This window comes from Xiashengella succiniciproducens (assembly GCF_023674465.1).
GTDB lineage: Bacteria > Bacteroidota > Bacteroidia > Bacteroidales > Marinilabiliaceae > Geofilum > Geofilum succiniciproducens.
On record NZ_CP098400.1, the window covers coordinates 2,632,734 to 2,659,368 of the forward strand.

Genomic DNA, 26,635 nt, shown 5'->3' on the forward strand with positions numbered 1-26,635 from the left:
TCCTTTCACCTAGTATCTCGCTCCAAATAAGTCACTAAGCCTGCTTTCCAGTTGCTCCTTCTCAGATTCTCTGGCAACCTCCTTTTCAAGGGCCTTGCGATAGCACAGCTCAGCTTTTTGCAACTCTCCTTTCAAGAGCCAGCATTCACCGGCTATAAACCAGGCATGGAAAAACTCAGGATTCAGATTCACAAGTAGTTGTATATCACCCTCACTTATTCCTTCAGCATCATCATTCTTCAATTGCCACTTTAGTTTGGCAAGCACATCTTTATACTTCAAAAAATCCTCATAACCTTTTGAAAACAAGAATGGATCGGCTTCGATAATAGCCGTAGAGTCATCAATAGCTACACCAGGCACTGGAGTGCCGGTGAATATGTCATTCAGATTATAGCAAATATATGCTCCAAGCTGATATGGATTCGCAGACACCCACATTTCCAGTCTCTCAGGTCTGAAGATTACCGAATGATGTGCTATTAACTGATTTACAGCCTTTTCATTACACATTCCTATATCAACTCCATCCATACCCCTTTGATCACGCAGTACTGAAGCTACTGTTTGTGGTGTATGCACCGCAATACTATCGATAAGCTGGAGGGTACGCGCATGCCTGTAAGGGGATGACCCATCCACCAGTGCCTCCTTATTGAGCTTTGATGATGCCAGCTTGTCGCTTTGGTAATGATTTGTAAGAACCAGCACATCTGACCCCGAATCATAGATAGTACAATCATCAACCGACTTCTCAATTACTACTGCTTTGCCATCGGTTGCTGAAGCAACCAGGAAGCATTCAGCCACAAAGACATCAGCCTCGTCAATAATCTCATAGGCTTCCTGAATATTTGATGCATACTGCAACACCTTGCGCGCAAGTATCGACACCGGAGTTCTTGCTGAGGTAGGAATAGCTGAGTTGGCCGCATTAAGTGTAATTGTAAGTCCCTTATCGTTCATACCTGATACCACACCAATCATTCCGGCCCAGGTGATAAAGGCAAAGTTGTTGCCGCTATCGGGTCTGTAAAATGCAATTATCTTGTTGCGTGCAAAATCATCCCCCATCGAAAAGTCCATATTGCGTCCTATCAGCATACTGCCATCCTCAGTCTTCTCTCCCTTAACCATAAAGGCAGTGCATGCCACCAGGTTCATATTTTGAAGTGCATGACCTATATCATGGGCAGCATGATAGTTGAGCATCCGTGGATAGGCTTCTCCTATAAAAGAGTATTTATCAGAGGCAAAGCGACTTACACCATAAATTTCCTCACGGTATTCGGCAGGTATATATTCATCCAGGTTTCTGTTGTACCAGGCCAGAAAGCTCTTCAGAAATTTAAGATAGGAGTCCGAGGGGATTAGCTGTCTGATACCCTCTACAAAGTAGTGTTCCTGAAGAGCATTAAGACTGTCAGTAAGAATCCCGTTCTTGTAACCAAGCTCGAAAGGCGAACCCGTTACATACATTTCCCACAGGCCTTCTCTGTTCTTCCTAAGCCAACTGTCTTCAAACAGGTATAGGTCGCTACCGGCATAAATCTTAGAAGCACCAGACTCAAAAGGATTCACCACAAGGGGATCCTTTATTTTGACTGATTGCCTGAACAGAACCGTTCCTGTTACAAGTAACAGGGTCAGGATTATGACCACTCTTAATAGTCTTTTCAATAGCTTATGCATCTCCTGTATTTAACTGTATTATAAATCAGTTAGCCTCCCTGATCTCTCGAATTAGTTGGTTGACGTCAATGAGAACGGAACTTGCAATTATGGAATTCATGGCAACACCCATGATGCCATGCACACCGATACTTTGCCCAGTCATGATAAAGTTGCTTATCCTCGTCCTGACTGGCATATAGGGTCCTACTTCACTCTTGTAATCTTTTGCTATGCCATACATTGAACCTTCGGGTGAACCTGTATAATCACGATAAGTCAAAGGTGTAGAAGAAAACCATGACTCCGAGGCATCCCTGATACCATGAAAACGTTTTTCAAGCATTTCGAAGACCCGTTCTGACCTGTCAGATTTAAAGGCCTCATAATCAGGATCGCTGTTGCGACGTTGCTTATCCTCCCAGTGTGCCACCTCATCATAGTGCATAAAAGTAATTACAGTGGCACTCTGGGCCCATGCAGAATCCTCATCAGGTGATGTGTACATCATTACTGACTTAGGCCATTCCTCCAACCTATACTTTGCTCCCCACACATCAGTATTAGTTGAAAAATAAATACTTGAAGCAAAATGACGAAAACTCTTCTTCTTAAATTTTATGTATAGAATAAATGATCCGATAGTATTTGGCATTTCAGTTAATCGTCTGATAAAGGGCTTTCTGAATACGCCCTCTTCAAACAATTTGACAGCCTCGGCAGGATGAATACTGGAGTAAAAATTGTCGGCACAAAACTCCTCACCGTCCTCTGTAACAGCTGCCACAGCATTCAGCTCTTCACACCTAATCTTAACAACCTTCTTTCCCGTCAGGACTTCCCCCCCCTGTTCCCTGATAATGCTTACAAGTGCATCGGCCAAACGATAACTGCCTCCTTTAACTGTAAAGGCACTTTGAATAAATACACAGTTGATTAGGGCATGAACATAGAAGGGCGTTCGTTCGGGCATACCAGCATATAGTCCGTTATTGGCCAGAAGCACAGCTTTCAGTTCTTCGTTATCTGTTAAAGAATTGATTACATCCACAAGGCCTTCAGTAGAGAAGGGACTGACATTATCTTTATCCTTGTCGATATCCCTCAGATTAATAAAGGGATTGCTGTTCCATACAGCACGAATCTTTTCTACATAGTTACGGATAGCAGTTTCCTCTCCGGGAAAGTATGAAATCAGTCTTGCCGCATAGTTCTCAAATCCTGAGGCAGAGGCATATTCCCTGTCACCAATAATGATTCTGTCATAGCAGTCGGGATCCAGTCTGTCAAACTCAACCCTGTCAAGCACCCCAAGGTAGTTGAATATTTTGTTTAGAATCTGCCCCTTCTCCATGGCACCCACATAGTGCAATCCCGTATTGAAAACCGCACCATTCTTCACAAAGCTTTGCAGGTTACCTCCAGCTACCTTACCCATTTCAAGCAGTACAACCTTGAAACCGTGTTTGGAAAGAAAGGCACCACACATCAGTCCCCCAAAACCGCTTCCTATTATCACTATGTCATACTTATCTCTCATACTTATTGCTGTTTGGTTATAACATAGGTCATATTGGAAGTGCCCAGGTAGGCATTGTCATACACTTTGCATTCGAAACCTTCATTTCGTGCCAGTTCCTTAACAAGCGATCCGGACACGAAGGTCAGGCCATAGTCCGTCTTGTTGAAATTCAACAGCTTGGTAGAAAAGAACTCAGTAAGTTTTGTAAAATAGGTTCCCTTCTTTCGGTCAGTATCTGCATCACGGATAATTATCATTCCTTCTGCCGGAAGCCTGCGCAGGCAGGCTTCAACTGTAGACCTTTGCGTATTTTCAGGTAGATAATGCAATACATCACTGAAGATATAAACATCTCCTTCGGGCAATTCCTCTTTTGCTATATCCATGCACCTAAAACTGACCGACGGCCTGTCAAGAAATGCATTCCGTGCCATCATTATCTTTTCCTCGTCATAGTCCACCCCGGTAATAGTCCTTCCGGAAGAGGTCAGTGCAAGCATACCTGAGAGGAAGCCATAGCCGCATCCAACGTCAACAACCCTTGCGTCACGGGGGACTATTTCATTAAAGAAGCGATAATCCTTTTCAAGATTCAGCTTTACCCTCATATACCATTCAAGAACAGGGCCCTTGAATATATAACGATGGATCAGAGGCATCCTCATATAGTCCGGGGTTTCAAGTTCAGCGCTTAATGCAGTAAATTCCCTGCGGTAAAATGCTGTTAGCTCCTGTGCCTGACTTAGGTAACTTATTCCACCTGACGTCATACTCCCCTGTGGTTTAATTTTGTCAAAAAACTTCAGGCTTATCTGTCCACGTCTGAGCAAGAACTCAGACTTGGGCAACACATGATAAGCCCCGTGCATCATTACAGGTTGTATTTCCAGTCCCAGGGCATCAGCAACAGCAAAGGCGCCCTGATGGAAGCGGTGTATTTTGCCATCTACACTACGACTGCCCTCAGGGAAAATCAATATCGAATAACCATTTGCGATCTTATCCTTCAGAAAGTCGACTCCCTGTTCAAATCCCTTGAATGCCGGGTAATAATCTGCAAAACGGATAAAGGCTCCATAGAAAACATTGTAATAGACCCATCTGTTTGTAAATACTATCAACTTAGGATAGTGGGCCAGTAAGATAGCCAGATCAAGGTGGGACTGATGGTTTGAAATAATCACTGCAGGCTTTGACACATCAGCCTTCTCCTTACCGATAACACACTTCTTTATTGGAAACACCATTGCAACAACCAGCTTTGAGCTCTGATGTATCAAGTAGGCCATAGCAGCTTTTTTGCTAATCCTGGATATCGGCAGCACAGCCAGCAGAGGCACCAACAATGTCAGTATCAGTGCTAATACGAGAAAACCAATAAAAGTAACGCCAGAAATAACTGCATCGGCTAAGCACAGGGGCTGCCTGCGTCTGACTCCTTTGGAATATACAAGGTGTCTGAATAGACGAGGTGTTAGTATAAAGGATATTATCAGAACGGAACTAATGCCTATTATGGATACAAGGGCTATGGATTTGATGGCAGGGTGGCCGGCAAAGACCAGTACACCAAAACCCCCTATCGTAGTAAGAGCTGACATCAGCACCGACACCTTGTATCGAGGTAGGTGATCCCCTCCATACTTGTAGTTGTCTGTCATTCCGCTTACAAGCAGAATGCTGTAGTCAAGACCTAGTCCGAAGATAAGACTTGAAATAATAACATTGAATATATTGAATTCTATGCCTGTCAGCCCCATAATGCCGAGGGTCCATATCCAGCCGGTAAGTATCGGGATAAAAGTTACAACGGCCAGTTCCATGCGACCAAAGAACAGCAGTAGTATTACAAATACTATCAGCATTGACAGCCATGACAATCTGTTGAAATCCTCACGCAGTATGTCCAGGAGCCTGTTGATCATCAGCTGCTGGTCAAAGATTACTAGTTCAGGATCATCTGTTAGCACATTTATAAGCTGGGGTTTCTTATCGGGCTCAGCCTTCAGCACTGAGGCCACGTAGTATTCACCTCCACTTTCGCTTATAAAGTTCTTCAGGAAGGCATCTATCACAGGACTGAAGTGAGAGGCATCCTTTACCTCAAATTCAGCGTCAAGCAAAGCATAGAAGCGTCCGAATGCTTCCTCCTTTATTTTGAAAGATTTCCCTGCTTCTATCAGAGCAGATCGAAGCATCTGCTTCTTTTCGGATGTCCAGTAGCTGGTCCACCTCTCAATCTTCTGTTGTTGTGTTTTACTGCCAGGAATAAGTTTTACTGCCGAAGTAAGACTTCGTGCATAGCCATCCTTAACAATACCATTGAGGAATTCAAGACTCTCCTCACTTTTGTCAATAGCCTCTGAAAGGCTTTCTCCATGACTGAATACAAAGACTGCACTGTTGGCCTGGGCACTTATCTTCATCAGATCTTTCTGGGCGGCAGTCAACTCCTCTGATTGGTAGTTGAGTGCAGAGATATCACTGTTAAACCCAAGTCGTTTAACTGAAACAGCAAAGACAACGGTTAATATCAGGACTATTCCTACAAGAATATTGCGACTGTGCAAATCGGGCTTTACAAGTGAGTCGAACAGCTCCGCCCCCCTGTTGCCACTATCAAACTTAAAATTACGGGCTAAAATCGGTAAAGCAGTAAGAGCTATCAGACATGAAACGAGTATACCAAGGGTCGAAAACAAGCTCAACTGTTTGAGAGCCTCAGAGCGCAGGACGTAGATACAAAGCAAAGCTGCTGCTGTTGTTAGAGCGCTTAAGAATACAGGCATCGACACCTTTTTGAGGGACTCAAGCACAGAGTTGGCTTCCCTGGCATGGGCAAATATGTGAAGAGAATAGTCGATAGTGATACACAATAATATTGCTCCTACTCCCAAGGCAATTATTGAGACCTCTCCCATTATCAGGCTTACTCCGAGCAAAGCAATCAAGCCCCCGGTGCAGGCGGGGATAAACAGCATAAAGATCATCCTAAGCTTCCTGAAGTAAAGACGGAAAAGGATACATAGGAATATGATGGACATAGAAACAGTCACCAGAATATCCTGCTTAACCTGACGGGAGTTTTCCACTGCTACCAGAGTCCCGCCATAGGCCCTGACCTTAAGGTCAGGTATAGCAAACTCTAATGAGTCTGTACTTTCGCTGATAATATCGGCAAGGCGACCATTTTCCCTTGTATTGGAAGAGGGGTATTGAGGATTGATAAACATCATCAGATGCTTATGATCTGATGTAAAGATATGCCCCCTGTAAACTTCGAAATTCTCATCAATATTAAAGGCCGACAATTTGCTAAGCGCAGTGGATGCAATATTAAGAGGGTCGGAAAAGAAAAACTTTCTTGTAGCTATACCTGCCGGGGAAATAAGTGTACGGTAGCCAGATTCAACCTGCGCATGAATGATTTCAGGGCTGAGAATGCTGTCAAGTCTCTGGTAATCCGCCTCATCCATATAGAATGGCAGGTTTTCCTGCACAAAATCAAACAAGCCCATTATTGTTGACTGGTCCACCAGGAAGTCAATCTCTTCTATCAGGCTGCTGTCACGGGTTACTGACTGATAAAAGAGCTCTGCCCCTTCAAGCAGCTTGTCCTCATCTACCTTTGTTGTGTCCCTAAGTGAAAATGTGATTACAATACGTTCTGCCAGTTCGGAACTGTTGAAAACATCTGCAATCGCATTTATGCGTTCGTCACGTGGAATAAGTGTGCTGACATCTTCTGTGAAGGATATTCGTGTAACAAAGAAAACCGATACTGCCACCAGCAGTATCGAAACAACAGCCGTCACGGCTAGGTGTTTCAGCAAAAACCTGTATATCCTGACAAAAATATCGTTCATCTATTTCCTTTTAAAAAGAACCAGAAGCATATATGATAATGCTCCGGCTATCAGTCCTGCTATACAGGACAGACCTACTGCCCCTATTAAGTACTGGACCAGATTTCCCTTGACCCCACTAATTGACAGTTCGACATCCACCGCCCATGATCCGTCTCCCATCATATAGCCCCCAAGGACGTAACTCAGGTAAATAATAAAGGGAATCATAGGTGGCAGACTTATGTTGGCTGCTATAAAAAAGATTGTCTTGTTGAGCGACAGCAGATGGGCAATTATAAATCCCACTAACAACTGATAACCCCATATAGGGAAGATACCCATAAAAACTCCAAAAGCTATTGCGGCAGCTATCTCGAAATTGCTCAACGATGTTGCAGTTGCCTTGGCCTCCCAGTAAATATCTCTAAGTGATTTTTTGCTATACTCTCTGTACAAGCGTCGGGGATGATACCATAGCAATGCAAGAAGTACAAGTACAGTATTGAGTATGCTGATACGTGCAAAGTCTTTGAATGGTCTAAAGTGGCTTACCCTTTCCTCTCTGGGGGGGTAATAAACATCAATGGGGGCAGCCGAGATACCTACACCCTTCCATGAAGCCCTGACAAGTACCTCTACTTCAAACTCATATCTGCCACTAAAAAAGCGCATATTGTGCAAGGGCTCAAGCGGATACAAACGATAGCCCGACTGAGTGTCAGGCATATCAAGTCCGGTAGTCACCTTAAACCAGAAGTTAGAGAACTTATTTGCAAAACCGCTTTTGCTGTTCATATTCTTCTGATTAAGATTCCGTGCGCCAATAATAATGGAATTTGGCTGATCGTCAATAAGTTTGAGGAATGCATTTAGGTCCTTAGCATAATGCTGACCGTCCGAATCAATGGTAATGGCATAACGATAGCCCCTGGCCCAGGCTTCCCTGAATCCAGTCTTAAGTGCATGCCCCTTCCCCTTGTTGACGGGATAGCTAATAATGCTGACTTTGTTGTATTTGCTGAGTATTTCAAGTGTAGAATCAGTGCTGCCGTCATTAACGACAATGACGTCGTCAGAGTAGCTGAGCACATCGTTAATCACTGCATCCAGGAAGGAAGCGTTATTATACGTAGGAATAATAACACAGCACTGCTTTTCCTTAAACAAGGCTTTAGAGGCCATATCCATCTCGATACTCGCCATTTAGCTTCAACACTTTACGTTCCCCATCTGCCAGAGTGGCATTAACTTCCACCGCATCACCATTCTGCCTGTAACTGATCTCAACGCTGAGTTCTTCATCATCGAAGGGATTGTGCATAGAAAGAAATTTGATATCTCTGGCACTGCCAAGCATAAGCGGCTTGCCAAGAACCTCCGACACGATTGCCCTGATAAGCCTAAGCTGGCAAACCCCAGGTGTAACAGGAGCACCGGGGAAATGACCCAGGTACACAGGGTGCTCTTTGTTAAACCTGGCTGTGGCAATTATCTTACCTTCTTCGGTACCAACAATACTATGCTCAAACAAATCCCTGAGTTCCATCAGTTCATAACATTTACACGTTCCATTCTTACCTGCAAAGGGACTCCGCGGTAGGAAAACTTAATACTCGTTGGTTCGGCACCCTGGCCGAACCCAAACTCAGCCTTTATTACTGTAAGGGCATTGCCCCTGTATTTTGCTCTTTGAAGCAGACCGTAATTTCCGTAAATATATACAAAACTATCCGACAAATGGCGGAACTTCAGCTTCCTAAGCTGACGACATTCTATATTTCTATCCTTGATTTTCCTGATATAGGTGGGGTCCTGAATCAACATCCTGAAGTTGGCCCCTATTAGCTTGATAAGCTTCTCATTGCTGAAAAACTCTTTGGCCGATACAGTTGTGAAACTGTCATCCTTGTATTTTAGATTCATCAGCGTGGGTCCAAATTCGGAGAGGAAGACTATATGTACCGAACTGTCAGCATGCATCTGCTTAATAAGTACAAGGCCGCTAAACTCGTAGTCGCGAAATTTAATGAAGATCCTATAGAGAAGAGAATTGTATGATGTGCCAAATACCATGCTGCCTCCCGGCAAAACATTTGACTTTTCAACAGAACGCTCCTCGGGATTACGTGTTCCCAAAGGATTGTCTGTAACTCCAGCAACAGCACGAGTTGCCGTAAGCAGCAGGCTACTTAATATCAAAAATACTTTCAGGGATCTCATTATTCAGCTTCCTGTTGATAAAGGTAATCTGGGTATAGTCTGTTTCCGTTTCATGCATCACAACCTTCTCTGCACTAAGGTCAAACTTTGAAAGATAGATCTCAGTGGTTTGCAGGAAGCCTTTAAGAGCAGCATCTATTGGACGTAGCCTGAGCAGGTAAAAACGGTCATTCTCGTACATCTCAATCTCGAAGCGTTTGTCACCGGCCAGCGTGCCTCTGGCAATCTTCAGAATCAGGTCGTTCATCTCTCTGAACGCCGGATTGCCTGCCACATCATAGACCTTTACCTTGACGCCATCTTTGATATAGAAGCTTCCGTTGCGTATTGCAATGATATATTCGTAAGGCTCATCATACTGCCACCTTAGTTTGCTTTCATGCTTGTACCAGAACTTGCCCTTGCTGACCAGGACTTCATCAAGATATTCCATCTTTTTTTCCTGCACAAAGTCACTTGTTATAGAACTCACCTTCAGGGAATTATCCATTATCTTCTTCTCAACCACAGCGGGGTCAGCTACAGGTCTGTAACTCTTGTCCTGTCCGTAAACTGTAGTTACAGCCAACACTAACAATGATAGTACCAGGTATCTCATAATATTTTATTTAGTTATGAAACAAGGGTGTCTAGATTAACGCATCTGTAGCCCTTTTTCTTAAGATACTGCAATAAGCTCTCCAAAAGTGGAACTATGTTTGCCGAAGTATCATGCAATAACACTATATCTCCACCTTTCAGTTTCTTTACTATCCTTTTGAGCACAAGCTCTGCGTTCTCATTTTTTGTATCGAAGGACCTTATACTCCATCCGGCAATTTTCAGGTTCAGCCCTTTCAAAGCAGCAGCAATCATAGGGTTGGTGACACCAAAAGGTGGACGAAACCATGGATGCTTAATTCCTGAGACGTTCTCAAGCACAGACCTTGCTGTCAGTATATCCTCTCTTATAATTTGCGGACTCATAAGAGGGAAACTGCTACTGTGTGACCAGGAATGATGACCTACAAGATGCCCTTCTCTGATCATTCTCCTAACTATTGCCTCCTTACCAGTAATCCGGCTACCGATTAGAAAAAAACTTGCTTTTGCATTATATTTCTCAAGCAGGTCGATAATCTCTACGCTCGTCTCACATGGCCCGTCATCGAAGGTCAGGGCTACCATATCCCTTTTCTCCCTGTTGCAGGTCACTACCTCTACATAGACTCCTGATGCTATACTTGCTGAAGCCCAAACCAGCAGAAAAAGCAAAAGGCTGGCCCACACTACCCCACTAATCAGCCTGGCCTGAGGACCCAGATCTGCTGCAAAGAGCAGCAGCATCCCGGCAACAAAGACCGTGAGGATCAGTAGTCTGTTAGACCTTCCTGAGGAGAATAAGCGAAAATTCGGCATTCTTGTTGTAGCTAAATATCAAAACATTCTTTATATCCCTTCCTTCCACTTTCCTTGCAAGGACAGAAGCCGGAACTTGTCCGGTGATTATAGCCCTGTGAGCCATAAACATAGCAAATCCCGCTGCACTCATATACTCCCCGCAAAGCTTTTTATAATAAAGCAGGGAAGCCTCTGCAAAATACTCCTCACTTACTTTATACCAGCTATTTACAGATGCATCACCTGTTCTACCCGACACGAGCAAGTCAATATTGTCTTTTGTCAGTTGGTTGCGCTTCAGGAATGCATCCAGTCTGGCTATCAGCTCATCTCTGCTACCTGCCTTGCTGAACACCTCAATATCGTCCAACTTTGCCAAAGCCCCATTGGGATCTTTACTTAGAAGGAAGAAGGATGCTCCTTCAGAATAGAAAATTTCATTATCAGCACAATCTGCTTCCTGCATCAGGGTAAATGCTGTATCATTAAGTTCATCAACAGCTCCGGTCAGCACCAGGCCTGCCTCTCCATCCTCGATAAGCATAGCTGACTCAAGTAGTGAGGATGCAAAGGAGAGGTTTTTTTGTGAGAAAGTAAGATTATGTCCTCTACAACCAAGCATCAGGGCTATCTGCCCTGCAATAGTGTTGTGGGTTGATTGAATAAAGGGCGTGGGATTAAGCATCTGCTCATCGTTTTCGATGAGCAGGTCGAGAAACCTTACTGTATCATCCATACACCCCAGTCCGGTACCAACCACTATGGAATCTGGCTTTTCAACACCGGCACGTTTCAGACATGCAGAGGCAGTGGCAACGCCCATTCGGAGCAACGAACTCATTCGCCTTATCAGGCGGGCATCAATATACTGCTTGTAATCGGGGGTCTGGGCTCTGAGAACACTTTCAGTGGGTTGCTGCACACTACAGTCGGGCATCCCCTCGCTGCCAAAAGTATCCTGGCATGAAATAGCTTCTGAAGAAAGTATATAGACTGCCATAGCTTATCTTGAAAAAACAAGGGTTGAATTATTACCTCCAAAGCCGAAGGAGTTGGACAATACAGTCCTTACAGGCCTGCTTATCAACTTGGTAACAGGAGCCACACCAAATTCAACTATTGGCTCGCTGAAGTTGAGGTTGGGAAAGATCAGTCCATGCTCGATTGCAAGTATTGAAATCACTGCTTCAACACCCGCCGCAGCGCCAAGGGTGTGACCTGTAAATGCTTTCGTTGAACTGAAGGGAGGTAGCGTATCGCCAAAGACCCGCTTCAGGGCAAGACCTTCGGAAAGGTCATTATTTGAGGTACCTGTACCATGTACGTTGATATAGTCTATCTCATCGGGCCTAAGTCCGCTCATTTCAAGGGCCTTGCTCATAGACATAAAGGCTCCTTCGCCGTCCGGCGAGGAAGCCGTCTGATGATAAGCATCATTGGCATTGGCATATCCGGCAAGGCTGCAATAGCTCTTAGCAGCTCTTTCCTTTACAGAACTTTCCTTTTCTATAACAATAAAACCGGCTCCCTCACCAAGGTTGAGCCCCCTGCGGTTTTGATCAAAGGGACAGCACCATTCCCTGTCAAGTATCATCAGGGCGTTGAACCCATTGAGGGTAAAACGGGACAAGGGATCAACGCCACCCACAAGTACTGCATCCAGGTAGCCGTGGTGTATCAGCCTAGCACCATGCATTATAGCATTGGCAGCAGAAGAGCATGCGGTTGACAAGGTACTGCGGTAAGCATCAATTCCAAGATACTCGCCAAGCTTATCAGTTGAATCACCTGAGGGGTGTGTTTGTACAAAGCCAGATGCTAAGTCTCTGGTAGGATAGCTATTTTCGCTCTTATCCATCCCCCCTACGGTGGTGGCTGAGATAATTCCGATACGTCGCCCACCAAAGTCACCCGGCTTAAAACCAGCATCAAGCAGAGCTTCGCGCCCAGCACTAAGGGCCAGCAGGGAGGTGCGTGTATGCCTGATCCTGTCCTCTTCGCTGATAGCCAGAATGTCGAACAGTTGCTCGTTGCTCAGCTTAACCTCACCAAGCATGAACTCATCCTTGTGCCTGGTCTGCAGAAACTGCGCACGACCAATCCCGGTTCTGCCGCTGCTGAGTGCCTCAAGGCACTCCTGCACATTGCTGCCTATTGCCGAGATAAGCCCTATACCGCTTATCAGGATCTTTTCACTATTAGCTCCCTGCATGCTCATTGTTTATTATTTCCTGTTCTTTTCGATAAACGCAGCCAGACTGTCAATCGACTGCATGGCATCCTTACCGTCGGCAGGATTGCTGATCTTGATACCATACTCCTTCTCAAGCAGCACGATAATCTCAAGTGCATCAATAGAATCAAGTCCCAGTCCCTCACCAAACAATGGTGCAGACGAATCAATGTCAGCCGGTGTTATATCTTCAAGATTAAGTTGCTCAATCAACTCCCCCTTCAACTTTTCACGTAAATCCATACTAATATATCTTTTGTGTTCGGTTATTTTTTCTTTATCAGACTGAGCTCAGCTATATACTTGCCATTCTCGTCGTAATCCACAAAACCGCTGATACAAAACTTGGTTTTGCCCTCGGCCATTAATACCTTTAAATAATTCTCATGTTCCCTGCTCTCAGGACCATCCTGCACAAGCATTAGTTCCTCGCCCCTGAAACAATGACGAATAGCAATCTCACCACTTACAATATTGGCTAAGGTATAGACAAAAAGTGCAGGACTGGGAATATCGTTCATAGTACGGCTATACTCAATGTCGGCATGCAGGGACGAAGCCCTGCATCCCAGTACCAAAGCCTTTTGATCTGGATCGGCAACCTTCACCTCATCAAGATCTTTAAGTAGGAATTCTGCAGCCAGAAAGCCCAGTTTACACATATCCGACATCTTGTAAAACTTGGGATATTCGGCCCCGCTTTCCTTGTATAATGTTTTGGCAAAGGAAGGAAAGTCCTCACCCGGCAGGTAAAGCACCTCCTTACCGTCACATAGCACGGCATTATCCTTTATACTTAGATATCTGACAGTTTCCAACTTAAACGTTTTTTCTTATCAACACGGCTGCATTGCTTCCGCCGAAACCGGAAGCAAGTTTAAGCACTGAATTTATCTCGTGTTTGAAATTATCCCTTATTACATTTATCTGTTCACTTACCCCATATTCCTCAAAGCCCCTTGTACCGATACCCACACCGGCTTTCATTGACTCAATGCTAATAATGGCTTCGAGCAGTCCGGCAGCACCCAGGGTATGTCCGAAATAGCCTTTAAGGCTGTTGACTGGCACATCGTTTAGTCCAGATCTGCTGACGGCTATCGACTCCATATTATCATTATAGGGAGTCGCAGTGCCATGGGCAGAAATAAGATCCGGCCTTGCCCCCTCAAGGGCATCACGGATAGCAAGGAACAAGCCCTCACCGGTTCGGGAAGGACCTGAGATATGGTTTGCATCATTATGCATAGCACCTCGTACCAATTCGATATCTCCCTCCATTGCATCTCCGGCTTCAAGAAGGATTGAAGCTGCCCCTTCTCCAAGGTTTAGTCCGTCCCGTCTTGCATCAAAGGGCATACAGCCACTTGCACTAAGCGACATAAAGGACTGAAAACCGGAAACTATAAAACGGGAGATAGCATCTGCACCAAGTATCACAGCCCTGCGATACAGTCCGGCCTTAATCATCCTGGTGGCAAGCACCATAGCTGCCAAACCTGAGATACATGCGTTTGAAATCACCAGGGGCTTAGTTGTAAAACCAAAGTGATTGGCAAACAGCTGAGCCGTATGCCACAGGTGCAACCTTTCAGGATACTGTGAGATGGTCTTATCAGCACAGGTTGTCACAACCGGACCCTTATCTGTAGCAGCATGATTATCACGATTATCAATCCCTCCCTTCTGCACTATGTCCTCTATCTTAGCACAGGCAGCAGCTTGATCTCCCTTAGCCTGACCGGCTGTTGCCGCTGGCTCAAGTAATTCTATATTGCCCTTGGTAGTTGAAAGTATAAAGAGGGTATCAGCAGATGCAAGATCTATGTCTTTATCGTGTAACAGGTAACTAAGGCTAAGAAGTCCTATCTTTTCAAAACGGGTATATCCCTTGTCCTCACCTACTACAGAAGCAAAAGCACTATTGAGGCTATTTTCATCTATCAGCGCCAAATGCAGCGGCTGTGGAGACAAATCCTTTCTATCCCTCAGTTTTACCCCACTATTGCCTGCCAGTATTTTACTGAAGTTTTCTTCAGTACTGAAGCCCAGTGGCGATACAATATTCGTTGCCTTAACCAAAATCGACATTACTCTGCTTCTTAAACTCTATATCAATCCGTTCTTTTTCTTCCACTCATGATAAAATGGAGGATTTGCAAGCTCCATACGCCCCTCAAGGTCAGTAAAGACCTGTACCGTGCGAGCCTTTGCCAGCAATTCGCCATCCGATGACCTGAATATCTTGTAGTCAAAAACCAGCTTTGCAGCTTCTGTGTTGACATAGCTTGTCTCAACTACCAAAACATCACCAAAGACTGCCGGCTTAAGATAATTAAGCTCCATTTTAACAATGGGAGTAAGGTAACCGTTGGCATAGATCTCATGGTAGCCGGCACCATGTTCCCTTCCGAAGGCCTCACGACCATCCTCCAGGAATTTGACATAGTTGCCATGCCATACCACTGCCATTGAGTCCACTTCGCTAAAGCGAACCCTGACCTCTATTCGGTTTACCAGTTTTTTATCACCCACTTTACTGCTCCTCCTCTATTTATTCTTCAAGGAAAATCCTCATTTCGCATTCGGCAATTAGCTTACCTTCATGCCTGACGACACCCCTGATCAAGTCGACATTCATCACCTTACCGATCAGTTCCACTGTCGTGTTAATCTCACAACCCACAGGAGGCCGTTTGCTGACCTTAAGTCCACGTACGCTCCCTATAAAGCCCCTCTTGACCGGTGTTCCATCCCTAAGCGAAACCAAGCCACTCATAGCAGCTGCGCTCTGGGCAATATTTTCAACCAGTCCTTCTTCCGAAAGCTTTCCATCACTGCAAAACAGGTTGTCTGCCTTAATCTCAAGTGCGGTAGTTACAGTACCCTCACCTGCATCAATAACTCTCCCCACCATTATCATGGGTTCCCGCTGAGGTATCAGCTTCCTTATATCTATTTGCGTAAGTTCCATTTACTGTACCTAACAACAAAAGTCTGAAACCGGCACTCATGGGCGCTACCCGTGAATCAAACTACAGATTATTTTGCTATTAATAGCTTAGTTGTTCTTTACTTTACATTTAAACAGGGTGTGACTTACACCAATATCATCTATTTCTTCAGCTACATAAAGCCCAGCCCTCTCAATCAACTTAAGCATATCTTCCGAGTGATACATCTGGCTGCAACCGTTAGCCATATTTGTAAAATACAAAGAGGTTGCATGCAGGCTGTAAGTGGATGCCTCAAACTTCTGTCTGTCCCAGTAAGTCTCCATAATATACAAAGAACCACCTGTCCCTTCAAGAGATGCCTTGGCACGAAGCAGAAGCTGGAGTATGTCTTCCTGAGAGAAGCAGTCGAGAAACTGGCTCATCCAGATTACATCAGGACCTTTGGGAAAGGGTTTGCTGTGGTCTAGCAGGTTGATGGCTACACCTGAGATCCTGTCTGCAAAACCTGCAGCACGGGCATTAACATACGCCTTCTCGAGTTGACCCGGGTGGTCAAGTATTGTAACGTTGATATCAGGGTTAAACCGGCAGCAAATCATTGCAAATTTCCCCGTGTTTCCACCTACGTCCAACACCCTCTTAACTCCATTACCCAGCACCTTTGGCAAAATTTCAGGGAAGGCATAGTCAGAGTAAAAATGGTCGAAAGCAAACCAGCTCTTTTGTACGTGTTCAGGTAGTTGAGAAAGACCTTCATAGATAGTCTCCCATTCACCAAACACCTTAAGGCCTGTAGGCTTTCCGGTCTTGATAGACTCGGTGAGACTAAACATCCCAAGATAGTTGACATCATGAACAAAATCCATATTGACTCTGGTCAACTCATCACTAAGAATATACCACCCGGTCTTGGTCAGGATATACTTATCATCCTCTACCCTAACCATCTCAAGGCTCAATCCTGCTTCTAGGAGGACCTTGACACCATAGACCGACAGATTCAGCTGTGAAGCTATCTCATCCATTGTTATTCCTTCCTTGCGACGACTTTTTATAAGTTCAAGTATCCCCAGGTCGCGTAGAGCCTTAGCGGCTTGAAACATAATGGGCCCAAAGGCTATCTTCTGGGCATCATACTTGGCCTGCAAGGCTGTTTTCTCGTCTGAATCGTAATTCTGCTTCATGAGCTCTTATCTAATTAGGTAATAGATTTCTTCTATGATTTGGCAAGTGCCTTAACCTCTTCTTCCCAAAAAGGGAAGTAATTGAACCACTGATGAGGATACTTACTTAATATATTCTCAAGACTTGCTACGTACTTCTCGACCATAGCCTTAAGCTGTTCCTGCCTTTGCTTCAACTTTGATGGATATGGGAATAGCTCCGGAGGAGTTGCATAAAAATGATAGCGACGTGTTCCTTCTTTTAATGTAAAGACAAAAGAAACGGGGACTCCAAACTTTGAGGCCATATACAAAGGTCCTACTGGAAACTTTGCCCTTGCTCCCAAAAAATCCACGCTGACCACATCATTGCCTTCAACGTAGCGGTCGCCATGCATCACTACAAATTCATTCCGGGCAAGGGCTTCTTTGATCTTTATCAAATGTGAAAAATCATCCTGAATGGGGATGACTTCAAACTTACGTTCTATTCCGTATCTTCCTAATAAATTCCTGATATTTTGATGCTCGACGTCGAGCATCAAAACATTCACCTTACAGTCTATTCTATCGAGCAGATTGCCGGCAAGCTCCCAATTGCCCATATGGGCACCTATCAACATTCCGCCCTTGCCTGCAGCAGCCATCTGATGCAGATATTCCTCTCCCTCGTAATTAAATGTAAATCCGGGATTCTTCTTCACCATAAAGGCAATCTTGTCAATCAGGATCTCTCCAAGAAGTCTGTAATTCTGGTATATTGCCATGAAAAACTTCAAGCCTTCCAACTTGTGTATTCTGCGAAAGTAAAACTCGATATTCCTGCTGCGAACAAAGAGAAAATAATACAATGCAACGATACGCAAAAAAAAATAACTGACACTAAGATTCGTCTTCCTGATCAACAGAATGAAAAAGCTATAGCCAAAGGTTCCGCCCCTTGATTTCCCGGACCAATTTGCCATACCGGAGTTATTACTGCCTGATGCGTTGCTCTATATAATTGTACATATCTTCAAGAGTCCTGACTTTAGCCATCTCATCACGGGTTGCCTTGAAACCAAATTCCTGCTCAATAATAACTACTATATCAACAAAATCAAGACTTTCGATACCAAGATCGTCTGTAAGGAGAGCTTCGGGCACCAACTTGCTCTCTTCAACTTCAAATTCCTCAGCAAGAAAACTATTTATGATCCTTGCTATATCTTCCCTTTGCATATATATCTATTTATTGAATTTCGTAATTATCAATGTTGAGTTGGTTCCCCCAAATCCGAATGAATTGGACAACACAGTGTCCAGCTTCGTTTCCCGTGTCTCAGGTACTATATTAAGTCTGGCCAGATCCTCGTCAGGCTCATTGAAGTTGATATTGGGTGCGATGAAGGAATTCTCCATCATCAGTATTGAATAAATAATTTCACTTGCTCCTCCCATCCACATCTCGTGACCGGTCATTGACTTTGTAGAACTAACCGGAGTGTTGCTGTCTCCAAAAACTTCAAGTATTGCCTTGCCCTCATTCAGGTCACCCAGCGGGGTTGATGTGGCATGAGCATTGATATAATCAATATCTGAGGGCTTCATATCAGCTGCCTTCAGTGCACGAATCAATGACTCCCTGGGGCCTTCAACACTTGGCACACTAAGGTGAGTTCCATTAGATGAAAAGCCATATCCTTTAATCTCAGCGTAGATTTTTGCACCTCTGCGTATTGCTGACTCCAGGCTTTCAACTACAAGTGTAGCTGCTCCTCCTGATGGGACCAAACCATTACGGGTTTTATCAAAAGGTCTTGAAGCTTTGTGAGGATCATCCTCATATGTGGAAAATGCAGCAAGTCCGTCAAAGCTACCCATGGACTCCGCATTTATCTCCTGACCACCACCACAGATTATCATATCCTGATAACCGTGGGATATAAGTAAATATGCAAGTCCTATGGCATGAGAACTACTTGCACAGGCCCCACTTATTGTAAGATTTATTCCTCTAAGCTTGAGTATTACAGACAGGTTCATGCTGATAGTCGAATTCATCGACTGGAAAATAGAACCTGAGCCTATTAGTGAAGTATCGCGCTTCTCGCGCATTATGTCAATTGCTTCGATAACAGGTATTGAAGAACTGTCATTTCCGTAAAGGATACCAGCCTCATTTTCCTTGAAAAAATCCGGATCAAGTCCTGCAATCTTAAGGGCTTCCATAGTGGCTGCATAGGCATATTCTCCCTGCTCGGGCAGACCTACCCTTTCACGACGTGACAAATGACCCTTCAGATTGGGCCTCTCAAGAATACCGGTCAGGCATGACCTAAAACCGAATTCCTTTCTCCTCTCATCTATACCAATTCCAGACCTCCCCTCATAAAGGGATTTGGTTACAGATTCAATGTCGGTACCAATTGTTGAGTATATTCCAATTCCGGAAATTACAACTCTTTTCACTCGAATAGTTTTGGGTTAACAAAAACCAGTTGGAAATAGCGACAAAACTACAAATAAAATCAAATAATGCAAACGAAGCGTAATATTTAGAAACTGAAAATCATACGGCTCAAATTGCATACAATTTCATCAATGACTCCTTGCCGGTTTTCATCAAAAATTCTAATTAGCGAAAAATGTTTAACAAAATCTTGTTGGAAAGGACATTTTTTAAATATTATTTTGTTGTCAAACTCATTGTGGTATTATGGTACTGGAATCAATAATTCTATTTTTCCTTGTCGGTATTGTTTTGGTTGGAGTTGGTGTCAGTCTCGCCCAACTACTGTCTCCCAAATCAGAAAACAAATCAAAATTCGAGGCATATGAATGTGGTATTCCTGTAAAGGGTGGCTCATGGATGCAGTTTAACGTTGGTTATTACATGTATGCCCTGATCTATTTGATTTTCGATGTAGAGATTATATTCCTTTTCCCTTGGGGAGTCGTAATGCGTCACATCGGACCTACAGCCTTTGTTGAAGTATCAATATTCTTTCTGGTTTTGGGATTGGGTTTAGCTTATGCATGGAAGAAAGGAGCTCTTAAATGGCAATAGATATAAAATCAATGAAAGAGGAAGACTTCAATGATAATGACACATTGGAGCTCTTTGAAAAATCAGGTGGTAATATATTAATGACCACACTAGATGAAGTTATTAATTGGGGACGGAGCAATTCACTCTGGCCATTAACCTTTGCTACAAGTTGTTGTGGTATTGAAATGATGGCAGCTGGTGGTTCTCGTTTTGACTTTGCCCGTTTCGGAATAGAGGTGTACCGCCCCTCTCCCCGTCAGGCTGACCTGATTGTTGTTGCTGGTACCATAGTACACAAAATGGCACCTGTGTTAAAGCGACTCTACGATCAGATGGCCGATCCCAAGTGGGTAATAGCAATGGGTTCGTGTGCCATCTCAGGCGGACCGTTTTACTGTAACTCATATTCCGTAGTACGTGGTGTAGATCACATTATTCCTGTTGATGTTTATGTACCGGGCTGCCCTCCACGTCCGGAAGCTTTGCTTTATGGAGTAATGCAGTTGCAGCGTAAAATTAAGGCTGAAGGTAAGGATACACGTACAAAGACCCGCCGTGACTTCATTTAACAGTTCAAATTATAACTTCTGAGTATCAATGGACAATCAAGCTCTTCAGACTCTGTTAAGTGAAATACTTCCAGACACAGAGATAATACAAGGGGGACAGTTTGTAGAAATAAATCTGGATCCCACCCACTTACACGAAGTTTTAACTATCCTGAAAAACAACGATCAATGCAGTTTCAATTTCCTGTTTTGTGAGACTGGTATTGACCTGAATGGAAAATTAGGCGTCGTGTACCATTTACGTTCTATAGAATTAGGTCACAGCTGTGTATGCAGGGTTTTTACTGAAAGCAGGGAAAACCCTGTATTGGATTCTGTGGCTGACTTGTGGTCAGCCGCTCTTTTTTATGAACGTGAGATATTTGATTTATTCGGGATTAAATTTAACAACCACCCGGACCTCAGGCGTCTTTTCCTTGAAGACGACTTTGTTGGTCATCCGTTACGTAAAGACTTTGAAGATCCTATCAATATCATTCGCAAATAGAAGATTATGCCATCAAACATTTCCGAGCCTCATCAAGTAATTATTGGAGAAGACGAGAAATATGTTGTCAACATGGGGCCGCAGCACCCTAGTACACACGGGGTTCTCAGGTTTGAGCTTACTATCAAAGGTGAGACAATCGTTAATCTTGTTCCTCATTGTGGATACATCCACCGTGGTATTGAAAAGATGTGTGAATCCAATACCTATCAACAGATCATCCACCTAACCGACAGGCTTGACTATATGTCGGCTCACCAAAATAATGAAGCAGTGAGCTTGTGTGTAGAAAAGGCCTTGGGAGTTGAAGTTCCCGAACGCGCCAAGGTGGTACGCACCATACTTTCAGAGCTTTCAAGACTTTCATCCCACCTTCTGTGGTGGGCTGCATTCGGGATGGATCTGGGTGCGCTTACATCATTCTTCTATGCAATGCGTGATCGTGAAGAGATCCTCGACATTTTTGAAGAGAACACAGGTGGAAGATTAATACAGAGCTATATCTGTCCTGGTGGTCTGATGTATGATATACAACCCAACTTTGCCCAGCGGGTAAAGGATCTGCTAGCTTATCTGCGCAAGAAACTTCCTGAATACGATAGGCTGCTCACAGGCAACGTCATTTTCCTAAATCGCACCCAGGGTATTGGACGCATGTCGAAGGAGATGGCTATTGATTATGCAGTTACAGGTCCTGCAGGACGCGGTTCTGGCTTTTCATGTGATGTCCGCAGGTATGAACCATATAGTGCCTATGACAGAGTAGAGTTTAAGGAAATACTCTATACCGAAGGTGACACCTTTGCCCGCTACAAGGTACGAATGGACGAGATGTGGGAATCAATGAAGATTATAGACCAATTGATAGACCAGATACCTGATGGTCCCCACACTGCCAAGATGAAGCCGGTAATAAAACTTCCTGCCGGTGAGTATTACCAAAGAGTGGAGACAGCCAAAGGAGAACTTGGCATTTATATAATCAGTGATGGTGAGAAAAACCCCTTAAGATTTAGGCTGCGTACCCCATGTTTCAGCAATCTCTTTGTAATAGACAAGCTGGCAGTTGGGACGAAGATAGCAGACCTAATAGCAATCTTCGGCTCACTTGACCTGGTAATCCCTGATATTGACAGATAGTTGAACAAATACATTGAACTGCAATGTCCTTTAATATTTACGATTTTACATCCTTCACGCAGTCAATTCACGATGGCCTTTCGTCAGTCATGGCTCCGGGCTGGGTTACATTCACAGAGTTGGTGATTGTTGGAATAGTGTTTCTTGCGTTTTATGCCTTAACCGGTTTGGCTCTTGTCTATATCGAACGTAAGGTATGCGCCTTTATACAAAACCGTGTAGGTCCAAACAGGGTTGGACCCTATGGGCTTTTCCAAACCGTTGCAGATGCCACTAAGCTTCTTCTCAAAGAGCTTTTGATGGTTCACAAGGCAGATAAGTTTTTGTTTAACCTTGCGCCCTATATTGTTATAGTAGCTTCATTTATGGCCCTGGGTGCCTTGCCTTTTGCCAAAGGGCTACATGCAATAGACCTGAACATTGGTGTCTTGTACATTTTGGCAGTAACCTCTCTTAGTGTATTAGGCATCTTGATAGCCGGATGGTCTAGCAACAGTAAGTATTCGTTGATAGGTGCAATGCGAAGCGGAGCCCAGGTAGTAAGTTATGAATTGTCAGTTGGTATGGCCCTGCTTACTGTAGTATTGTTTACTGGCAGCATGCAACTGTCTGTAATTGTAGAGAGCCAGGCCGACGGATGGTGGATTTTCAAAGGACATATTCCTGCATTTATTGCATTTATTATCTATATAGTAGCTTCTACAGCTGAGATCAACCGTGGTCCTTTCGACATAGCAGAGGCAGAATCTGAACTTGCAGCAGGGTTTCACACCGAGTATTCAGGTATGAAATTCGCTTTTTTCTTCCTTGCTGAATATGTGAATATGTTTTTTGTGGCAGGTCTTGCTGCCACAGTCTTCCTTGGCGGTTGGATGCCTCTGCATATTGGTGGATTTGAAGCCTTTAACCGTGTTATGGATTTTATTCCACCAATTATCTGGTTCTTCGGAAAAACATTTGCCCTGATCTATATTATCATGCTGTTCAAATGGACCTTCCCCCGCATCCGAATCGACCAGTTGCTTACCTTGGAATGGAAATATCTATTGCCTATCAATCTGTTCAACATATTGATAGTAGCCTTAATAGTGATGATGGGATGGCACTTTTAATGATTTGAAATTATATAGTATATGAACGGCTTTACTAAATACTTTTCCGACCTGTTCAAAGGTGTAAGCTCTCTATTAAAGGGTATGCGCCTGACTTCGGGATACTTTTTAAGTCCTGGAGAGATTGTAACGGAACAATACCCTGAAAACAGGGCTACACTAAAACTACCCAAACGTGCCAAAGGTGAAGTTATCATGCCTCATGATGATGAGAACCATCATCGCTGCACCGGCTGCGGGATTTGTGAAAACAGTTGTCCTAATGGTTCCATCCAGGTTATTACACGCAAAGAGGTAAACGAAGAAGGTAAAGCAATAAGGGTTATAGATAAACATATTTACCACCTTTCAATGTGTACCTTTTGTGGATTGTGTGTTAAGGACTGCCCTTCAAATGCATTGGCTTTTAGCAACAATTTTGAGCTTGCAGTTTTTGACCGCAACAAACTAACAAAAGTTCTTAATCGCCCAGGCTCTTCACTAAAAAAAGAAAATAAAGCATCATGAACTTGCACGAAATAGTATTTATCATATGCTCGGCTGTTATTCTGGTGTTTGCATTAATGACAGTTCTAAGCAGGAGAATTCTGCGATCAGCCACCTATCTGCTATTTGTTCTATTAGCTACAGCAGGAGCCTATGCATGGCTTGAATATCAATTTATGGCTGCCATTCAGATAGCTCTCTATGCCGGAGGTATTATGGTTATAATAATTTTCTCTATACTGCTTACACACCACATCCACCATAAATCCAAATCATTCCCATTATCCAAGATATTAACCGGATTCGGACTTGCATTGCTGACAGCTGGGACAAGCATTTATGTGATACTGGGGCATGACTTTAAGTATAAGGAAGCTGAGAAGATGGAAGTGGATATAGAGACAATAGGCAATCACCTGATTAGCACCGGAAGAGATGGCTACTCCCTCCCCTTCGAGGTAATTAGTCTTTTATTACTGGCTGTGCTTATTGGAGCTATAATCATAGCTAAAAAGGATAAACCACTAAATGAACAAGAAAACTAAAGTATCATGTTACATACTATACCACTTCATTATTGGTTGATATTAGGAACACTGATGTTTTTTATTGGTGTGGCCGGATTTATTATCCGTCGGAATCTAATCACCATCCTTATGTCTATCGAGTTAATGCTGAATGCAGTAAACATCAACTTCCTTGCAATTAACCGCTATCTGTACCCAGATCAGTTACACGGACATTTCTTTGCAATCTTCGTAGTTGCCATAGCTGCTGCGGAGGCATCATTGGTGATAGCTCTTGTCATTCATATTTACAGGAAGTTTCGCACTATCGATGTAGACCAGGTGGCAGATATGAGATTCTAGTAAAGAACTGATAAAATATTGATACCATGCAATCGTACGATTATACATTGTGGATACCGGTTATTCCCTTAGCGATATTTTTATTCCTTGGAATATTGGGGCACAAGCTAAAACCTAGTCTGGCCGGTATTCTCGGTACAGCAGGTCTGGGTATTGTAACCCTGCTTTCGTATTTAACCGCCATTCATTATTTCTGGGGTGGGGAAAGTGCTGAGACCATGCAGACTTTAATCCCTTACAACTTCACATGGCTGGCCTTTAGTGAGACGCTTGTAATCAGCATGGGCATACTGCTTGATCCCATATCTGCAATGATGCTGGTAGTAATCAGCACGGTTTCGCTCATGGTTCACATCTATAGTCTGGGTTACATGAAAGGCGAGCCTGGTTTCCAACGCTTCTATGCCTTTCTTTCATTGTTCACTTTCTCAATGCTGGGACTTGTGTTGGCAACCAATATATTCCAGATGTACATTTTCTGGGAACTTGTTGGTTTGTCCTCATTCCTGCTTATCGGCTTTTACTACCAGAAGCCGTCAGCAGTAGCTGCGGCCAAAAAAGCCTTTATTGTAACAAGGTTTGCCGATTTTGGATTCTTAATCGGGATCCTGATTATTTCATACTATACGGGAACTTTCGATTTTGGAATTCTAACAAATCCTGAAACATCACCAATTGCATCTATCACTGGCATATCCTTTATGGGGATATCTGTTGTATCCTGGGCTATGTTTCTGATATTTATCGGTGGTGCCGGAAAATCGGCTATGATGCCATTCCACATCTGGCTACCCGATGCAATGGAAGGTCCCACTCCTGTATCTGCCTTAATCCATGCTGCAACAATGGTTGTTGCCGGTGTCTATCTGGTAGCCCGCTTGTTTGTTGTGTACCACCTCTTTGCAGTAGATGTCCAGACACTTATAGCCTGGATAGGAGGAATCACTTCCTTGGTAGCTGCAATTATTGCAATTACTCAAATAGATATAAAACGGGTACTGGCCTTTTCCACCTTGTCACAGATAGGATATATGATGATGTCATTGGGTGTTTCCGGTTACGCGGGCGAAGAGGGTGTAGGCTATATGGCATCTATGTTTCACCTCTTTACCCACGCCATGTTCAAAGCCCTGTTGTTTCTGGGTGCTGGTTCCGTAATACATGCAGTACATAGCAACAATATGACAGATATGGGTGGTCTGCGTAAGTTTATGCCAATTACCCGCATCACATTCCTTATAGCCTGTCTCACAATTGCCGGTATGCCTTTCCTATCAGGCTTCTACAGCAAGGATGAAATACTTGCTGCTACATTCGAACACAATATGCCTTTGTTTGTGATTGGATTCTTTGTAGCAGGTCTTACGGCATTCTATATGTTCCGTCTGTACTTCAACATCTTCTGGGGAGAAGACAGGGAATATCATCACACTCCACATGAATCGCCATTGATAATGACTATTCCATTGATGATCCTGGCCTTTGCTTCTATTTCCTCAGGTTATTTGCCATTCGGCAAATTCATTACTGCCGATAAGCTACCCTTGTCATTGCATATCAACCCCTATATTGCTGGTTCATCAGTCTTTATAGGACTGGTGGGCATAGCCCTGGCATGGGTCTTATACAAGCATAAGAGCGACCTGCCCGATCGTTTGGCTGCAAGGGCAGGACGTTTTTATACTGCGGCTTTAAACAAGTTTTACTTTGATGAATTGTATCTGTTTGTAACCAAAAAGATTCTGTTCAACCTGGTATCACGTCCCATTGCATGGTTTGACCGCAATGTGATTGATGCTTCAATGGATGGTCTAGCGTGGATAACCAACTATGCATCTGACCGCATCAAGGGGATTCAGTCCGGACAACTTCAGATGTATGCAGCCAGCTTTATTGGCGGAGCAATAGGCTTATTATTGATTGTATTGTATTTGTTAGCGGAATAAA

The 26,635-nt window shown here is 43.8% G+C and carries 28 protein-coding genes; 9 read left to right on the plus strand and 19 right to left on the minus strand.

Annotated elements, in window-relative coordinates; translation table 11 throughout:
* Positions 1–9: 9 nt before the first annotated feature.
* The 19 genes from M9189_RS10865 to M9189_RS10955 all read right to left on the minus strand — a co-directional run bounded on the left by M9189_RS10865 (position 10) and on the right by M9189_RS10955 (position 19,445).
* A complete protein-coding gene (locus M9189_RS10865; protein ID WP_250723178.1) occupies positions 10–1,692 on the minus strand; it encodes a C45 family autoproteolytic acyltransferase/hydrolase in 1,683 nt (560 codons plus the stop codon).
* A gap of 25 nt (positions 1,693–1,717) precedes the next feature.
* Entirely contained in the window at positions 1,718–3,211 is a 1,494-nt protein-coding gene (locus M9189_RS10870; RefSeq protein ID WP_250723180.1) for a phytoene desaturase family protein, read from the minus strand.
* 2 nt (positions 3,212–3,213) lie between these two features.
* Complete coding sequence (locus M9189_RS10875; protein WP_250723182.1) at positions 3,214–7,059, minus strand: trifunctional MMPL family transporter/lysophospholipid acyltransferase/class I SAM-dependent methyltransferase; 3,846 nt, start codon at positions 7,057–7,059, stop codon at positions 3,214–3,216.
* Positions 7,060–8,244: a DUF2062 domain-containing protein gene (locus tag M9189_RS10880; RefSeq protein WP_250723184.1), complete on the minus strand. Its 1,185-nt coding sequence runs from the start codon at positions 8,242–8,244 to the stop codon at positions 7,060–7,062. It abuts the gene before it with no gap.
* Positions 8,213–8,587, minus strand: a complete 375-nt coding sequence (locus M9189_RS10885; protein ID WP_250723186.1) for an ApeI family dehydratase — start codon at positions 8,585–8,587, stop codon at positions 8,213–8,215. The genes M9189_RS10880 and M9189_RS10885 overlap by 32 nt, the downstream gene beginning before the upstream one ends.
* A complete protein-coding gene (locus tag M9189_RS10890) occupies positions 8,587–9,261 on the minus strand; it encodes a hypothetical protein (RefSeq protein ID WP_250723187.1) in 675 nt (224 codons plus the stop codon). Before M9189_RS10890 ends, M9189_RS10885 begins: the two co-directional genes overlap by 1 nt.
* Positions 9,227–9,859, minus strand: coding sequence for a flexirubin biosynthesis/transport protein LolA2 (gene lolA2 / locus M9189_RS10895; RefSeq protein ID WP_250723189.1), 633 nt, complete (start codon positions 9,857–9,859; stop codon positions 9,227–9,229). Before lolA2 ends, M9189_RS10890 begins: the two co-directional genes overlap by 35 nt.
* 14 nt (positions 9,860–9,873) lie before the next feature.
* Entirely contained in the window at positions 9,874–10,659 is a 786-nt protein-coding gene (locus M9189_RS10900; protein WP_250723196.1) for a polysaccharide deacetylase family protein, read from the minus strand.
* The gene (locus M9189_RS10905) at positions 10,622–11,641 is read right to left on the minus strand and encodes a beta-ketoacyl synthase chain length factor (RefSeq protein ID WP_250723198.1); all 1,020 of its coding nucleotides are present in this window, start codon (positions 11,639–11,641) and stop codon (positions 10,622–10,624) included. The genes M9189_RS10900 and M9189_RS10905 overlap by 38 nt, the downstream gene beginning before the upstream one ends.
* A 3-nt stretch (positions 11,642–11,644) precedes the next feature.
* Positions 11,645–12,853, minus strand: a complete 1,209-nt coding sequence (locus M9189_RS10910; RefSeq protein WP_250723200.1) for a beta-ketoacyl-[acyl-carrier-protein] synthase family protein — start codon at positions 12,851–12,853, stop codon at positions 11,645–11,647.
* Between the two features lie 12 nt (positions 12,854–12,865).
* Positions 12,866–13,117, minus strand: coding sequence for a phosphopantetheine-binding protein (locus M9189_RS10915; RefSeq protein WP_250723202.1), 252 nt, complete (start codon positions 13,115–13,117; stop codon positions 12,866–12,868).
* A 23-nt stretch (positions 13,118–13,140) separates the two neighbouring features.
* Positions 13,141–13,692 carry a hypothetical protein gene (locus tag M9189_RS10920; RefSeq protein ID WP_250723203.1) on the minus strand — a complete coding sequence of 184 codons (552 nt, stop codon included), beginning with the start codon at positions 13,690–13,692 and terminating at the stop codon, positions 13,141–13,143.
* 1 nt (position 13,693) lies between these two features.
* Positions 13,694–14,965 carry a beta-ketoacyl synthase N-terminal-like domain-containing protein gene (locus tag M9189_RS10925; RefSeq protein WP_250723205.1) on the minus strand — a complete coding sequence of 424 codons (1,272 nt, stop codon included), beginning with the start codon at positions 14,963–14,965 and terminating at the stop codon, positions 13,694–13,696.
* A gap of 18 nt (positions 14,966–14,983) precedes the next feature.
* Entirely contained in the window at positions 14,984–15,409 is a 426-nt protein-coding gene (locus tag M9189_RS10930) for an acyl-CoA thioesterase (RefSeq protein WP_250723207.1), read from the minus strand.
* A 19-nt stretch (positions 15,410–15,428) separates the two neighbouring features.
* Positions 15,429–15,848, minus strand: coding sequence for a hotdog family protein (locus tag M9189_RS10935; RefSeq protein WP_250723209.1), 420 nt, complete (start codon positions 15,846–15,848; stop codon positions 15,429–15,431).
* A gap of 87 nt (positions 15,849–15,935) precedes the next feature.
* Positions 15,936–17,015: a methyltransferase gene (locus M9189_RS10940; protein WP_250723210.1), complete on the minus strand. Its 1,080-nt coding sequence runs from the start codon at positions 17,013–17,015 to the stop codon at positions 15,936–15,938.
* 32 nt (positions 17,016–17,047) lie between these two features.
* A complete protein-coding gene (locus tag M9189_RS10945) occupies positions 17,048–17,959 on the minus strand; it encodes an LpxL/LpxP family acyltransferase (RefSeq protein WP_250723212.1) in 912 nt (303 codons plus the stop codon).
* 10 nt (positions 17,960–17,969) lie between these two features.
* A complete protein-coding gene (locus M9189_RS10950; protein WP_250723214.1) occupies positions 17,970–18,215 on the minus strand; it encodes an acyl carrier protein in 246 nt (81 codons plus the stop codon).
* A 6-nt stretch (positions 18,216–18,221) separates the two neighbouring features.
* On the minus strand, positions 18,222–19,445 hold the full coding sequence (locus M9189_RS10955) for a beta-ketoacyl-[acyl-carrier-protein] synthase family protein (protein ID WP_250723216.1): 1,224 nt from the start codon (positions 19,443–19,445) through the stop codon (positions 18,222–18,224).
* Between the two features lie 247 nt (positions 19,446–19,692).
* Here M9189_RS10955 and M9189_RS10960 point away from each other — a divergent pair, with 247 nt between their 5' ends.
* Genes M9189_RS10960 through nuoL form a run of 9 tightly spaced genes read left to right on the plus strand, consistent with a single transcriptional unit; the run spans position 19,693 to position 26,634 of the window.
* Positions 19,693–20,043, plus strand: a complete 351-nt coding sequence (locus M9189_RS10960) for an NADH-quinone oxidoreductase subunit A (protein ID WP_250723218.1) — start codon at positions 19,693–19,695, stop codon at positions 20,041–20,043.
* Positions 20,044–20,054: 11 nt separating this feature from the next.
* Positions 20,055–20,594: an NADH-quinone oxidoreductase subunit B gene (locus M9189_RS10965; protein ID WP_250723219.1), complete on the plus strand. Its 540-nt coding sequence runs from the start codon at positions 20,055–20,057 to the stop codon at positions 20,592–20,594.
* A 28-nt stretch (positions 20,595–20,622) separates the two neighbouring features.
* On the plus strand, positions 20,623–21,081 hold the full coding sequence (locus tag M9189_RS10970) for an NADH-quinone oxidoreductase subunit C (RefSeq protein ID WP_250723221.1): 459 nt from the start codon (positions 20,623–20,625) through the stop codon (positions 21,079–21,081).
* A gap of 6 nt (positions 21,082–21,087) precedes the next feature.
* Positions 21,088–22,221, plus strand: a complete 1,134-nt coding sequence (locus M9189_RS10975; RefSeq protein ID WP_250723222.1) for an NADH-quinone oxidoreductase subunit D — start codon at positions 21,088–21,090, stop codon at positions 22,219–22,221.
* 23 nt (positions 22,222–22,244) lie between these two features.
* On the plus strand, positions 22,245–23,333 hold the full coding sequence (gene nuoH, locus M9189_RS10980; protein ID WP_250723223.1) for an NADH-quinone oxidoreductase subunit NuoH: 1,089 nt from the start codon (positions 22,245–22,247) through the stop codon (positions 23,331–23,333).
* Positions 23,334–23,354: 21 nt separating this feature from the next.
* Entirely contained in the window at positions 23,355–23,840 is a 486-nt protein-coding gene (locus tag M9189_RS10985) for a 4Fe-4S binding protein (RefSeq protein WP_250723224.1), read from the plus strand.
* The gene (locus M9189_RS10990; RefSeq protein WP_250723226.1) at positions 23,837–24,364 is read left to right on the plus strand and encodes an NADH-quinone oxidoreductase subunit J family protein; all 528 of its coding nucleotides are present in this window, start codon (positions 23,837–23,839) and stop codon (positions 24,362–24,364) included. Before M9189_RS10985 ends, M9189_RS10990 begins: the two co-directional genes overlap by 4 nt.
* A gap of 6 nt (positions 24,365–24,370) precedes the next feature.
* A complete protein-coding gene (gene nuoK, locus M9189_RS10995; protein WP_250723228.1) occupies positions 24,371–24,688 on the plus strand; it encodes an NADH-quinone oxidoreductase subunit NuoK in 318 nt (105 codons plus the stop codon).
* Positions 24,689–24,714: 26 nt separating this feature from the next.
* Positions 24,715–26,634 carry an NADH-quinone oxidoreductase subunit L gene (gene nuoL, locus M9189_RS11000; protein ID WP_250723229.1) on the plus strand — a complete coding sequence of 640 codons (1,920 nt, stop codon included), beginning with the start codon at positions 24,715–24,717 and terminating at the stop codon, positions 26,632–26,634.
* The last annotated feature ends 1 nt before the right edge of the window (position 26,635 follow it).